The organism is Kitasatospora sp. NPDC051164, assembly GCF_044455625.1.
Lineage (GTDB): Bacteria > Actinomycetota > Actinomycetes > Streptomycetales > Streptomycetaceae > Kitasatospora.
The window spans coordinates 400,021-413,800 of the sequence record NZ_JBITFB010000001.1 but is presented as its reverse complement, the minus strand read 5'-3'; the positions used below and the strand labels follow the sequence as shown (position 1 = coordinate 413,800).

Genomic DNA, 13,780 nt, shown 5'->3' with positions numbered 1-13,780 from the left:
GCTTGGCCCGGCCGGCTCGACGGTCAGCCGCGCCTGCCGGCCGAGCTACAGCTGTCCGCACAGCCGCGCCTGCCGGCCGAGCTACGGCTGCCCGCCGAGCCGCGTCTGCCAGCCGAGCCGGGCCCTGCCCTCACCGCCGCCCGGTGGCCAGGGCGTTCCGGTGCACCCGGTCGAGCAGGGCGAGCAGCAGCTCCTTGCTGGACGCCCGCTCCCGGACGTCGCACAGCAGGACCGGGACCTCCGGGCCGAGGTCGAGGGCGCGGCGCACCTCCTCGGGGGTGGCCTCCCGGCGACCGTGGAAGCAGTTGACGCCGATCGCGAACGGGATGCCGCGCTGCTCGAAGAAGTCCACGGCGGCGAAGCTGGATTCGAGCCGCCGGGTGTCGGCGAGGATGATCGCCCCGAGGGCGCCGAGCGCGAGGTCGTCCCACATGAACCAGAACCGGAACTGCCCCGGCGTGCCGAAGAGGTAGAGCACCAGGTCCTCGCGGACGGTGATCCGCCCGAAGTCCATGGCCACCGTGGTGGTGGACTTGTCCTGGACGCCTTCGAGGCTGTCGACCCCGATGCTGGCGCGGGTCATCCGTTCCTCGGTCTGCAGCGGTTCGATCTCGCTGACCGAGCCGACCATGGTGGTCTTCCCGACGCCGAAGCCGCCGGCGACGAGGATCTTGACCGCGCCCGGCACCAGGCTCTGGGTCGTCAATTCGGGTCTCCTGAAAGGGAACTGGGAGCACGGGGTAACCGGGGGTGGCGGGGCGCCCTCCGGTCAGAGGCGGCGGACGCCCTCGATCACGGCCTGGATCAGCGAGATGTCCGGTGCCTCGGCGAGCTGGACCGGGGCGCGGGTGAGGATCAGCCGAGCCTCGGCCAGGTCGTCCAGCAGCACCTTGACCACGCTGACCGGCAGGTCGAGGGTGGCCGCGATCTCGGCCACCGCCAGCGGACGTTCGCGGCACAGGTCGATGATCGCGGCCGGTTCGGGCGAGAGCCGGGTGGTGTCGGTGCGCGGGTCGGCGGTGACCACCAGGGTGATCAGCGCGAAGCCGTCACGGACCGGTCCGGTGCGCCCGTTGGTGATCGCGTAAGGGCGGACCAGATGGCCGGCGTCCTTGTCGTAGAACCAGCCCTCGTCGGCGTCGGCGGTGGTCACGCACCGCCACCCACGCCGACCTGGCCGGCGTCGCTGCGCGGCGCCGCGGTGAGGTACTGGCCGACCTGCTTGACCAGCATGTTGATCTCGTACGCCATCAGTCCGGCGTCCACCTGCTCGCTGGTCAGGACGGCGAGCCGGGCGCCCTGCCCGGCGGTGGTGACGAACAGGAACAGCTGGTCCATCTCGACCACGGTCTGCCGGACCCGCCCGCCGTTGAAGCGGTGCCCGGCGCCGCGGGCCAGGCTCTGCAGGCCGGAGGCGACGGCGGACAGGTGCTCGGCGTCGGCCCGGTCGAGGCCCTGGTCCATGCCGACCAGCAGGCCGTCCTCCGAGAGGACGATGGCGTGCTGGGTCTCGGGTACCCGCGCCACCAGCTGGTCCAGCAGCCAGTTGAGGTCGCGCTGGGGTTCGGTGTGCTGCGTCATCACTGCTGTTCCTTGGCTTCCTGGGCGGCGGAGGCTTCCTGGGCGGCGGAAGGTGCGGCCGGGGTGTGGGGTGCGGCGGGCGCGGGGGAGGCCGGGGCGCCCGGTTCGGTGTCGGCCGCTCGGGCGGTCCGGGTGCCGCGCTGGATGGCGGCCATGGTGGCGCGGGAGCGCTGCGGCGTCGGGTCCTCGGCTTCGGCGTCGCCATCGGCACCGCCGTACCGGGGCGCGAGCGGGGAGGCCGGGGCGGTCGGCATGGTCGGCATGGTCGGGTGGGTCGGCGCGGCGGCGCCGACAGGGCCGACGGGGCCGGAGCGGCGGACGGACGGCGGCAGCAGGGTGCTGGGCGCGTTGGCCTCGCGGAGCTGCTCGGCGAGGCTGGCGTTGCGGACCCGCTGCGGGAGGACCCGCGGGGTGCGCAGTTCGCCGTCCGGGCCGTGCGCCACCTGGTCCTCCTGCGGGCGTTCGTGGGTGGGCGCGACGCGGTCGGCGGGGACCCCGTCGAAGAGCACCGCGGCCGGCTCGGCCGGGAGGTCCGCGTCGTGGCGGCCCGTCGGCGGACCCTCCACGAGCGCGTCCGCCGGAACGTCACCCGAGAGGTCGGCCGGGACGTCACCCGGGAGGTCACCGGCGATGTCGCCCGGAAGTTCGTACCGGCGAGGCATGGCGGGCCGGGGAACGACCACGGCACCGGGCAGTCCGGGGATCTGGGCACCGACGGGCAGACCGCCGTTGGCGGGCCCCGCGGGAGCGACCTGTCCGGAAACCGGCCCCGGAGCTCCGTCGGCCGGAGCGGCCCCCGCGTTCCCGGCATCGCCCGGCCCCGCCGGGCCGTTGCCCAGCAGCCCGCTGAGCACTCCGGCGAGCGCGCCCGACAACCCCTCGTCGGCGTCCCCGAGGTCGCCGTCCGCCGAGGGCTGGGCCTCCGGCACCGGGGTGCGGGTGACCCGCGCGCCGGACGGCAGTCCGGGCACCGAGGCCGGCTGCTCCGCCTGCTCCAGCAGTGCCGAGGGCACCAGCACCACGGCCCGGGTGCCGCCGTACGGCGAGGGCCGCAGGGTGACCTGGATGTCGTGCCGGGCGGCGAGCCGCGCGACCACGAACAGGCCGAGCCGCAGGTCGTCGCCGAGCGCGGAGACGTCCAGCTCGGGCGGGTTGGCCAGGTATTCGTTGAGCCGCTCGTACTCCTCCTCGCTCATGCCGAGGCCACGGTCCTCGACCTCGACCGCCAGGCCCTTGGGCACCTCCTGCGCGGAGACCTGCACCTGGGTGTACGGCGGGGAGAAGGTGGTGCCGTTCTCGATCAGTTCGGCGATCAGGTGGATGAGGTCGGCGACGGCCTGCCCGCTGAGCGAGGCGCGCGGCACGCCCTGGACGACGACGCGGGCGTAGTTCTCGGTCTCGGAGACGGCGCTGCGCAGCACGTTGACCATGGGCACGGCGTTGCGCCACCGGCGGGCGGGCAGCGCGCCGCCGAGGATGACCAGGTTCTCGGCGTTGCGCCGCATCCGGGTGGCCAGGTGGTCGACCGCGAACAGTTCGCGCAGCAGCTCGGGTTCCTCGTGCTCGCGCTCCAGCGCGTCCAGCATGCTGATCTGGCGGTGGATCAGGATCTGGGTGCGGCGGGCGATGTTGAGGAAGACCTTCTTCGTCCCCTCGCGGCCCTGGGCCTGGTGGACGATGGCGGCGACGGCGGCCTGGCGGACGGCGGCGAGGCCGTCGGCGGTCTGCTGGACCTCGTCGCCGATTCGGCGGGAGGGCGCCCAGGCGGGCGGGGTGGGCACCGGCTCCCCGGCGCGCAGCCGCCCGACCACGTCGGGGATCTCCTGCTGGGCGAGCGAGAGGGTGTCGGCGCGCAGTCCGGACAGGCGGCCGGACAGGGCCCGGGCGGCCCGGATGCCGCGGACCAGGCTGAACAGCAGGACCACGGCGACGACGATGGTGCCGATCAGCACCGCCGTGCGGTGCTCGGCGTCGCGCAGCTGGTAGGCGGCGTAGCCCCAGGCGGCGGCGAGGCCCAGGCTGGGGACCAGTACGAGGGCGAGGAGCGAGCTTCGGAGGGAGCCGGACCGGCCGGCGCGGTGGCCCGTGCGGGGGGCCGATATGCCTGGCATCTGATTCCTTGTTGCAGGGCCGAGTTGCAGGCCGGGTCGCGGGTCCGAACGGCGGGTCGGCCCGTGTGGCCCGGGCGGGCTTCAGGGCGCCGAGGCCGGGGTCGCCGGACGAGGTGACGCGGTGTCATCGTCCGGGCGGAGTACCGCCACGGCCGCCGACGGCAGGAAACCTATCAGTCCCAGGTGCCCTCATCGCAACATCAACTGACGATATGTGAACGGCTGATGGGCTCGACCGGCCCTGTTGACGGAAGGGTTCGCCGACGTATCGCAGCAGCTCAGGGCTGTGGCTGCGGTGTGCGGACGGCTCTCCGGGAGGCGGGGTGCGCCTCCCGGATTATCGTCAGGAACAGGTCAAACGGTCGTATGCCGAAGGGTCGCCACCGTCCGGCCCGCCCGGTCCGTCCGGTCCGAGGTATGTCAGGTCCGACGTCCGCCGGGTCCGTCAGGCCCGACGTCCGTCCGGTCCGTTCGGGTCCCGACCGGACGTCGGGTGCCGACGGTCAGCTCGCCAGCGGGATCTGCACCACCTGTCCGGCCCGCTCGTTCCGGCCCTCGGCCTCCAACTGGTTCAGCTCGGTCCACGCCCAGCTGGCCAGGTCGGACAGCTCGGCCGACCACTGCCTGCCGTAGGTGCCCGAGGCGACCTGGCCGAGTCGTAGCCGCTGGACGTCGGAGGTGCCGGCCGGGGCGTAGATGTGGGTGGCGTCCCGCAGGTAGCGGATGATGTTGAACTCCTCCTGGGTGCCGCGGGCGGCGAGGATCTCCATCGCGCTGCGGGCCGAGTCCATCGCGTACTCGGTGTTGATGAGCTTGGCGTTCATCAGCTCGGCGTCGCAGGGCTTGCCGTGGTCGAGCAGGTGCGAGGCGTGGTAGGCGGCCAGCTTGGCGGTCATCAGCTTGGACTGCAGCTCACCGAGCTTCAGTGCGACGCTGTTCAGCTCGTTGAGCGGCTTGCCGTACAGCACACGCTCCTCGGCGTAGCGCACCACGTCCTCGACGATCGCGACGTGGATGCCGAGCGCGACGGCGCCCAGGTTGAGGCGGCCGTACAGGGTGGAGGAGGAGTAGGCGACGTCCAGCCCCTGGCCCTCCTTGCCGAGCCGGTTGCCGGCCGGTATGCGGCAGTTCTCGAAGACCAACTCGCCGAAGCTGAAGCCGTGCAGGCCGCCCTGGGTGCCGACGGCGCCGGTGCGGAAGCCGGGGCGGTCGCTCTCGACCAGGAAGGCGGAGAGGCCCCCGCTGCCCTTGCCGGTGCGGAACACCACGCCGTGCACGTCGCCGATGTGGGAGTTGCCGACGAACCACTTGCGGCCGTTCAGCACGTACTCGTTGCCCTCGCGGCGGGCGGTGCCGGCCATGCCGAGCACGTGGCCGCCGGACTCCGGCTCGGTGACCGCGATGGTCGGCAGGCACTCGCCGGAGGCGAACTTGGGCAGCCACTTGCGCCGCTGGACGTTCGAGCCGAAGTGGATGACCTTGGCGACGCCGAGCTGCGAGGCCTGAGCCATCGCGCCCATCGCGCCGCTGACCCGGGCCAGCTCCTCCACGATGATGGTCTTGGCGAGGTGCCCCAGGCCCAGGCCGCCGAACTCCTGGGGAATGGTGACGCCGATCCAGCCGCGACGGGCTATCTCACGGGCGAGGTCGAACTCGATCTCCCGGTCGCTCTCCATCCGGGCCACCTGAGGACGCACCTCCTTCTCCGCGAACTCACGGACCTCTGCCCGGAGGTTCTCGTGCCGCTCATCGGTGAAGTAGTCCATCGTCATGCTCTAGTCCTCTCGTCCCGGTGGGTGTCGTGCCTCCGTTCATGCCGTCGATGCCGCTCCGGTCGCTCCCCCGAGGGGACCGGTGGGGGTGCGGAGGGGGTGGGGGCCGATCGCTCCTTCGCAACCGGTGCATGCGGACCCTGGGGCGGGCGTCCCCGAGGAGCGGGGATTACCGTCCGTGTCTTCGGCAGGGCTCATTGTCATATGTCTGTGCGGGCTTACACAGATCTGATCTTGGATTGGCGGGATTCGGCGCGTCCTTCTTCGGACGAGTTTCGACGCGATACCGACTGGGAAGTGATCTTGGCCCACGCCACAGCCTGCGGTCCGCCGCTCACGTGCGGTTTTGACTGTTCATCAGCAGTGGGTGGCGGCCGGTCCCGGTTCCACCGAAGCGCCCGGATGTCTGATTACATGTTCGCCATGACTGATGTGATGAGCACTCAAGGCCAGTTCCCGGGTGCCGCCGGGGAGTCCGAGCGAACCCGCAGACTGCGTAGCCTGGGTCTCAACGACCCTTCCGCGGACGAGGCCTTCGACCGCTTCGCCCACCTGGCAGCCAGCATCACCCGCGCTCCCATCGCGATGGTCAACTTCATCAACGACGAGCGCCAGATGTTCCGAGGGCTCTACATTCCGCCAACTTCGACCGAAATCGCGCACGAGGACGGCGCTTCCTGGGCGGACCGGGGCATCGCCTTCGACCTCCCCACCCGCCAGATGCCGCTCAGCCACGGCTTCTGCCCGCACGTGGTCGCCCAGCGCTCGCCCCTCGCGCTGGACGACATCCTCGCCTACCCCCGGTTCGCCGGTAACCCGGTCGTGGACGAACTCGGCGTCCGGGCCTACCTCGGCGCCCCGCTCGTCGACGACACCAGCACCGTCATCGGCACCGTCTGCGTCCTCGACCGGGAACCCCGGCAGTGGGGACGCGAGCGCCTGCGCGACATCCAGCACCTCGCCGAGGCGCTGCTCTCCGAGATCCGCCTGCGCGACAACCTGCTCGCCCAGCAGCACGAGATGTTCGCCGCCTTCGACGGCTCCCCGTTCCCCATCATGCTCACCGACGGCCCCGGCCAGGAGATCCGCTACGCCAACGCCCAGCACGCCGACACCTTCGGTGCCCCGGTGGCGTACGGCGCGATCGGGCAGGCCTACCCGCAACTCGGCGTGGCCGGCCTCCAGCAGGCCGTCTCCGAGGCCTACCGCACCGGCCGCACCACCGTCCTCAACGAGGTCCGGGTGCAGTCGACCCGCCCCGAGGCCCAGCGCATCCAGCAGGTCTTCAGCTTCACCTGCACCCCGCTGCGGACCGCGCGCACCGGCCAGGTCAACGGCGTCCTCACCGTCGGCATGGACGTCACCGCGCAGTCCCGCACGGAGGAGGAACTCGGCACGCTGGCCGCGCTGCTGGTCGACCGGCTGCAGCAGAGCGGCGCCGCGACCCCCACCGGCCGCCCGGGCATCGCCGGCGGGACCGGACTCGTCCTGCCGAGCTGAACCGCAGACCGGCCGCCCACCCGCGGCACCGCGGCCCGCGTCCGTACCGTCCGTTCCGCCCGGCTCGCACTGCCCGAACCGCTCGCACTGCCTGCTCCACCGGTATGGCCCGTATTACCCGCATTGCTCGCCCGACTTGCACCATCTGTCCGACCCGCGCCATCTGTCCGACCCGCGCTATCTGTCCGACCCGCACCACCTGTACGACCCGCACCACCTGTACAACCTCGCACCATCCGTACGACCCGCACCATCTGTCCGACCGGCACCACGTGCACCACTCGCACTGCTTGTACGACCCGTACCGCCCACCGCCGTGGCGGGGCGCCTCTCACCCCCGAGGAGAGGCTCCCCGCCACGGTGCCGTCCGGGGCCCTACGGTGCTCCGGCTCGAGGTTCGGCTCGGGTTCGGCTCGGGGCCCCCGGCTCGGGTTCGGCTCAGGTCCGGCTCGGGGCCGGCCGTGCGGCGCGGCGCAGTACGGCCGGGCCGAGCGGGTGAACCGTCCGCCGTCCGCGTCCCGGCCGGGCCCACCCGCCGGGCGGCGGTGGTAGGCATGGGCCGCATGGACTGGTTCGCCGCCCCCGACTACTGGCTGAGCCGGCTGCTCGTCCAACGCCTGCTCGCCGGCCTGTACCTGATCGGATTCCTCAACGCCGCCGCGCAGTTCCGCGCGCTCATCGGCACGGACGGCATGCTGCCGGTGCCCCGCTTCACCGCCCGCGTCCCGTTCCGCCAGGCACCCGGCCTTTTCCACCTCCACTACAGCGACCGGTTCTTCGCCGCCGTCGCCTGGGGCGGGGCCGCCCTCGCCGCCGCCGTCACGGCCGGGCTCGGCGACGCTGTCCCGCTCTGGGCCTCGATCCTGCTCTGGGCGGTGCTCTGGGCCGTCTACCTCTCCATCGTCAACGTCGGGCAGACCTGGTACTCCTTCGGCTGGGAGTCCCTGCTCCTCGAAGCCGGCTTCCTCGGCGCGTTCCTGGGCAACGTCGACACCGCCCCGCCCACCCTGGTGCTGTGGTTGATGCGCTGGCTGGTCCTCCGGGTCGAGTTCGGCGCCGGACTGATCAAACTGCGCGGCGACAGCTGCTGGCGCGACCTGACCTGCCTCCGCTACCACCACGAGACCCAGCCGATGCCCGGGCCGCTCAGCTGGTTCTTCCACCACCTGCCCGACCCGCTGCACCGGGTCGAGGTCGCAGCCAATCATGTCGTCCAACTCGTCGTACCGGTCTGCCTGCTGCTCCCACAACCGGTCGCGAGCTACGCGGCGTGCGGGGTCGTCGCCACCCAGCTGTGGCTGATCGCCTCCGGCAACTTCGCCTGGCTCAACTGGCTCACCGTGACCCTGGCCCTCGCCGCCGTCGACCCGGCCCGCATCGGCCTGCCCGTCCACGCCCGCGCCTACCCCGACACCCCGCTCTGGTACGAGGCGTTGGTGATCGCGCTGACCGCGGCCGTCGTCGTCCTCAGCTACTGGCCGGTGCGGAACATGGTCTCCCGCGGCCAGGTCATGAACCGCTCCTTCAACCGCCTCCACCTCGTCAACACCTACGGCGCCTTCGGCAGCGTCAACCGCCTCCGCCAGGAGGTCGTGGTCGAGGGCACCGACGAGGCGGTCCTCACCCCGCGCACCGTCTGGCGCGAGTACGGCTTCAAGGGCAAGCCCGGCGACGTGCGCCGCCTGCCGCGCCAGTACGCCCCCTACCACCTGCGGCTCGACTGGCTGATGTGGTTCGCCGGTATCTCGCCCGGCTACGCCCGCCCCTGGTTCCTGCCCCTCGTCGCCCGCCTGCTGGCCGGCGACCCGGCCACCCTGCGGCTGCTGCGCCACAACCCCTTCCCGGACACCCCGCCGACCCACGTCCGGGCGACCCTCTACCTTTACCGGTTCACCGATTGGCGCGAACTGCGGGAAACCGGCGCGTGGTGGCACCGCACCGCGTTGCACGAGTACCTCGCGCCGGTCGACCTGCCCACCCTCGGTCGGGCCGGGTACCGACCACCGCTCGGCCGACCACGCCCCAGCGTCCGCGAGGTCCCGCTGGAGCGGCCGCGGCGGCCCCGCCGCACCCCCGGTCCGTCCACCGTTCGGCGGCCCGGACACTCGTCCGGACCAGTGCCGGACCACCCGGGCGGATCCCCCGAGTAGCGGCCAGGTGGGGGGTATGGCATACGACACCGGCCCGTCGGGGCGGTGGGTGCGTGCAAGGCTCGAACGGGCACCCGTATTCTGGGCCTCCACAAGCGGCAGCCCGACCGCGCGCCCCTCGCCCCGCCCCAGGGGCAGCCCCCGCGCAACCGGTCCGCCGCCCCTCGTCGCCAGCCCCGCCGCCGTCGCCCAGAACCGGACCTCACATGACAGTGCTTCACTCGCGCAACGCCGACGCAGCCGACCCGGTGGACGTCGCCGACGCCGCAGACGTCAAGGACCCCCAGGACGCCGTCGCGGAGCCCGACCTCCGCGAAGACCTCGGCCGCTACGCCGAACTCGGGGCCTTCACCCTCACCGCCGACACCCACGCCTGGTACGCGGCCGTCGACACCGTCGCCACCCCGGAGGACGCCCGCGCCGCCTCCACCGCGCTCGCCGAACTGCGCGGCCGCGACCTGCAGCAGACCTGGGAGGCCGTCACCGCCCTGGCCGCCGAGGTCAAGCTGGACGAGCCGGACACCGTCGCCAAGACCGCGCTCCTGGTCGAGATGCTCCAGCGGGTACACCGCACCGCCGCCACCCTCACCACCGCCGCGTACGACGCCGACCTCGGCGCCCTCGCCGCCGCCACCGCCGACAGCGCCTGGCGCCGCGAGAACGGCGTCAAGCTCTCCTGGCTGCGCGGCCGCTCACTGCGCAAGCAGGCCACCGCCCTCGCCAACGACCGCCGCGTCCGCCGCGAGGACCTGCACGAGGCCCTCACCTCCGCCGAGATCGAGCGCCGCGCCTGGGCCGCCCTCGCCCCGGCCGGCACCCTCCCGGCGGCGCCCGCCGACGGCGCCCTGGTCGAGCGCACCGCCCAGGCCTTCGAGGCGATCAACGCCGGCCTGCGCGACCTCGACCGCCTGCTGCCCGACCACGACCTGGACGGACTGCCCTTCGCGGACCTCATCGACCTGGTCGAACGGCTCGCAGCCGACGAGGGCACCCTCTACCGTCTCCCCACCATCCGCGGCCTGCGCGCCGCTCTGGAGGAGGCCGGCCTCGGGGACCTGCTCACCGAACTCGCCGCCGCCAAGGCCGACCGCCGCGCCGCCGAGGCCGCGTACTCGGCCCGCCAGGCGCTGGCGGGCGGGCAGCGGGACGGGCTGGCGGAGGAGGCCGCTGCCGAGGAGACGGCGGTCGAGGAGCCGGTCTCGGAGCAGGTTGCGGAGGTCGAGACCGAGGTCGAGGCCGAGGTGGAGGCCGAGCTGGAGGTCGAGGTCGACGTCGAGGTCGACGCTGAAGCGGTAGCGCGTCAGGCGCTGGCTGGTGGGCAGCGGGACGGGCTCGTGGAGGAGGTCCCGGCCCAGGCTCCTGCTGAGGAGGCCGCCGAGGCTGTTGCCGAGCTTGAGGCCGACGCCGAAGTCGAGGACGCGGTCGAGACGGAGACCGAGACCGTGACCGTGGCTGAGACCGAGGACGCGGTCGACGCCGAGGCGGTGTCGGGTTCGGACGTCGACACGGACGCCGCCGACGTCGAGCCGACCGTGGCGGAGGAGCTGACGGAGGAGGAGGCCCCGGCTGCCGTGGTCTCCCTGCCGGCGCCCTCCCCGGCCGCCGACGACCTGGTCGCCGCCGCGACCGCCGCCCTGGCCGAGGCCGCAGCGGTGGAGAAGGCTGCGGCGGAGGAGGCCGAGTCGGCCGTCGAGGTCGAGGAGCCCGCTGCCGAGACTGCGGTCGAGGCTGAAGCCGAGGTGACGGAGACGGAGGTCGTCGCGGAGGAGCCGGTCGTCGAGACGGACGAGCCTGCTGCCGAGGTGGAGACGACTGACGCCGAGACCGAGGTCGTCACCGAGGAGCCCACCGCCGAGGTTGACGAGGCTGCCGACGACGTGGCGGTGGCCGAGGTCGTCGCTGAGAAGCCCGTTGCCGAGGTGACGGTGGCTGCTGAGGAAGCTGCCGATGTCGAGCCGGTGGCCGAGGTCGTGGCCGAGGAGCCCGTCGCCGAGGCCGAGGCCCCGGTGGCCGAGCCCGAGACCGAGGCTGTTGCCGTGGAGGTGGAGGAGCCGGCCGCCGAGGTGGAGGAGCCTGCTGCCGAGGCCGAGCCTGAGGCCGCCGCCGAGGAGCCCGCCGAGGAGCACGTCGCCGAGGAGGCAGCCGCCGAGGCGGATGCCCCCGTCGCCGACGAGGACGCTGCCCGTGCTGCGAAGCCGGACTTCACGCCCGGTCGCCCCGTGACCGCCTACTCGGCCGACGAGTTGCTCGCCGTCGTGCGGTGGGTGGACGGCGACGGTGTGGAGCGGAGCGACGAGGAGCTGCTGCGGGCGGCCATGAAGGAGCTGGGCTTCGGCCGGCTCGGTCCCCGGATCAAGGAGGCGCTGGGCGCCGCCGTCACCGCCGCGCGCGGCTGACGAGGGGAAACCGCCGGACGGACAGGGCCCGGGACGCGATCGTGCGTCCCGGGCCCTGCCATCTCCCGGGGGATTGCGTCAACCCGCCTTGTTCCACGGCTGGCTGGACATCAGTGCCTTCACGCTGGCGACGTACCCGGGGTTGGGGATGACCAGGCTGCCGACGACCTCGCCCGTGGTCGGGTCGGTGACGGCGTTGTAGTGCACGTTGCCCGCGCCCGCGTTGTACGCGGAGACGACCAGGTCGAGCAGCGGTGTCTTGCCGGTGGCCGGGTCGGGGGAGAGGTCGTAGGTGCCGCCGAAGGAGGAGTCGCCGTAGTAGGCGGCGAGCCAGCCGAGCAGTTGGGTGCCGAGCTGGACGTTCCCGGTGAGCGTGTTGGCGTCCGAGGTGGTGCCGAACTTGCCGTTCATCCAGCTGATGGTGTTCGGCATGACCTGCATGGTGCCGATCCCGCCGTCGCAGGCGAGGATGCCGGACTGCCAACCGCTCTCCTGCCAGGCGATCGCCTTGACCAGGTTGACGGGCAGCGGCGGGAGCTGGTCGGTGCCGCCGGTGCTCAGCTTGAGCGTCCGGGACTGGCCGGCGGCGGCGGTGAGGGCGGCCGAGACGGCTTCCTTGGGGTCGTCCGGCCGGGGCTTGCTGGGCTTGCAGCTGCTCTGCAGCGGCGGCACGTGCGGGGTCGGCGGCGCGGGTGGCGGCGGGGGCGCGACCGGGCCGGGCTTGGCGGTCGGTACCGGGGCCGCGACGACGGGCTTGGCGACCGGTGGCTGGGTGGTCACCCCGGCGGGCAGGTTGCCGCCGCCGGCCTTGGCGGCGGTGCCAGGCGGCGTGCTCGGCGCGGACTTCCCGGCCTTGCCGGCGGGGGCGCTCGGGCTCTGGCTCGGCGAGGCGCCGGCGCCTGCGGTCGGCGTCGCGGTCGCCGGGGCGGTCGGGCTGGGGGCCTCGCTCGCGGACGGGCTTGTGCTGGAGGGCCCGCTGGGCCCGTCGCTCGCGGTCACCACGGTGCTGCCGCCCGCCGCGTCCTGGTGCTTGTCGGCGTGCTCGGTGCCGCAGCCCGCCAGGACGGCGGTCGCCACGGCGACTGCCGACACCAGGACCAGGGTCCGCCGTGTGGTGCTCACTCTCATCTGTGGTCCCCCCACTGGTCACCGGTGATCCCGGCGCGTGGCGGTCATCCTATGAGGTGCCGCTCCGGCCTTGTGTGAACGGGTGGCCGAGCGCCTGCCGCAGGACGGCCGGCGCCGTGACGAGGGACGGTCCGTACCAGGTCAGGTGCCGTCCGCTGACCAGTGCGACCGGTGTTCCGGGGAACGCCTCCGGGCCGTCCTCGGCGGTGAAGCGGTACGGCTCGTCCGGCAGCACCACCAACTCCGGTCGGCAGGCCAGTAGTTCGGGCAGCGGGATGGCCGGGTAGCGCTCGGGGTGGTCGGCGTGGACGAGTCGGAGGCCCAGACGGCGCAGCAGGTCCCCGGCGAAGGTGCCGCGGCCGAGGACCATCCACGGGCGGCGCCAGATCGGCACGATCGCCCTCGGGCCGTCGGGCTCCTGGACCGCTCGGCTCGGCGGGACGGGCCCGACGGGCCTGACCGGTCCGACCGGCGCCCAGGCCGCTTCCGCCTCGTCCAGCCAGGCGGGGCGTGGCAGTCGGCAGGCGGTGGTCAGCAGCCGGTCCAGTGAGCGGAAGGCGTCGTCCAGGGTGCGGATGTCGGTGACCCAGACCGGGGCGCCGGCCGCCCGCAGCGCGTCCAGGTCGGGGCGCCGGTTCTCCTCGTCGTTGGCGATGACGAGGTCGGGTTCGAGCGCGAGGATGCCCGGGACGTCCGGGTTCTTGGTGCCGCCGATCCGGGTGACGGCCAGGTCGGCGGGGTGGCTGCACCAGTCGGTGGCGCCGACCAGCAGCCCGGGCGCGGTGGCGGCGACCGCCTCGGTCAGCGAGGGCACCAGCGAGACCACCCGGCGGGGCGGGCGCGGCCCGAGCCGGACGGGGAGGTCGAGGTCGTCGCGCAGCGCGGTGGGGTCGGCCATCGGGCCAGCCTAGGCCAGGCCTGCGTCACGGATTCTGCGTCCCGGATCCTGCGGGCCGGGTCGCGGCCGGGTCGAGGCCGGGGCCAGGCCGCATCCAGGCCGGATCCTGCGGGCCGGTCGGGATGGCGTCGGCCTGTGCGAGCGGTCCGTGAATCCCGCGGGAACCCGCCGCCCGGGTCGTCCGACTACCTGGTCCGGGTCCGCAGCACGGGCCCGAGCACGGACCACCGACCAGGAGAGTTGT

Annotated in this window: 10 protein-coding genes; 3 read left to right on the top strand and 7 right to left on the bottom strand. The window is 73.3% G+C overall.

From position 1 onward, the window contains the following. Positions 1-130 precede the first annotated feature (130 nt). The 5 genes from ACIBEC_RS01805 to ACIBEC_RS01785 form a co-directional block, all read right to left on the bottom strand. Positions 131-706: an ATP/GTP-binding protein gene (locus ACIBEC_RS01805; protein WP_360490337.1), complete on the bottom strand. Its 576-nt coding sequence runs from the start codon at positions 704-706 to the stop codon at positions 131-133. 63 nt (positions 707-769) lie between these two features. Continuing rightward, complete coding sequence (locus ACIBEC_RS01800) at positions 770-1,153, bottom strand: DUF742 domain-containing protein (protein ID WP_350629240.1); 384 nt, start codon at positions 1,151-1,153, stop codon at positions 770-772. Next, a complete protein-coding gene (locus tag ACIBEC_RS01795) occupies positions 1,150-1,581 on the bottom strand; it encodes a roadblock/LC7 domain-containing protein (RefSeq protein WP_360490335.1) in 432 nt (143 codons plus the stop codon). The genes ACIBEC_RS01800 and ACIBEC_RS01795 overlap by 4 nt, the downstream gene beginning before the upstream one ends. Then, positions 1,581-3,692 carry an ATP-binding protein gene (locus ACIBEC_RS01790; RefSeq protein WP_360490333.1) on the bottom strand — a complete coding sequence of 704 codons (2,112 nt, stop codon included), beginning with the start codon at positions 3,690-3,692 and terminating at the stop codon, positions 1,581-1,583. The genes ACIBEC_RS01795 and ACIBEC_RS01790 overlap by 1 nt, the downstream gene beginning before the upstream one ends. Before the next feature lie 503 nt (positions 3,693-4,195). Then, positions 4,196-5,464 (bottom strand): acyl-CoA dehydrogenase family protein, encoded by a 1,269-nt coding sequence (locus ACIBEC_RS01785; RefSeq protein ID WP_396287660.1) that lies wholly within the window; start codon positions 5,462-5,464, stop codon positions 4,196-4,198. Between the two features lie 423 nt (positions 5,465-5,887). Between ACIBEC_RS01785 and ACIBEC_RS01780 the strand changes: the two genes are divergently transcribed. From ACIBEC_RS01780 to ACIBEC_RS01770, 3 genes are all read left to right on the top strand, one after another. Then, entirely contained in the window at positions 5,888-6,964 is a 1,077-nt protein-coding gene (locus ACIBEC_RS01780) for a GAF domain-containing protein (protein ID WP_360490331.1), read from the top strand. Between the two features lie 563 nt (positions 6,965-7,527). Further along, positions 7,528-9,114, top strand: coding sequence for a lipase maturation factor family protein (locus ACIBEC_RS01775; protein WP_360490733.1), 1,587 nt, complete (start codon positions 7,528-7,530; stop codon positions 9,112-9,114). A 206-nt stretch (positions 9,115-9,320) separates the two neighbouring features. Continuing rightward, complete coding sequence (locus ACIBEC_RS01770; protein WP_360490329.1) at positions 9,321-11,510, top strand: hypothetical protein; 2,190 nt, start codon at positions 9,321-9,323, stop codon at positions 11,508-11,510. A gap of 78 nt (positions 11,511-11,588) precedes the next feature. Here the strand turns inward: ACIBEC_RS01770 and ACIBEC_RS01765 are convergent, their stop codons facing one another. Both ACIBEC_RS01765 and ACIBEC_RS01760 read right to left on the bottom strand, forming a co-directional pair. Next, the gene (locus ACIBEC_RS01765) at positions 11,589-12,632 is read right to left on the bottom strand and encodes a lytic transglycosylase domain-containing protein (protein WP_360490327.1); all 1,044 of its coding nucleotides are present in this window, start codon (positions 12,630-12,632) and stop codon (positions 11,589-11,591) included. A 55-nt stretch (positions 12,633-12,687) separates the two neighbouring features. Continuing rightward, positions 12,688-13,536 (bottom strand): helical backbone metal receptor, encoded by an 849-nt coding sequence (locus tag ACIBEC_RS01760; RefSeq protein ID WP_360490325.1) that lies wholly within the window; start codon positions 13,534-13,536, stop codon positions 12,688-12,690. Positions 13,537-13,780 lie beyond the last annotated feature (244 nt).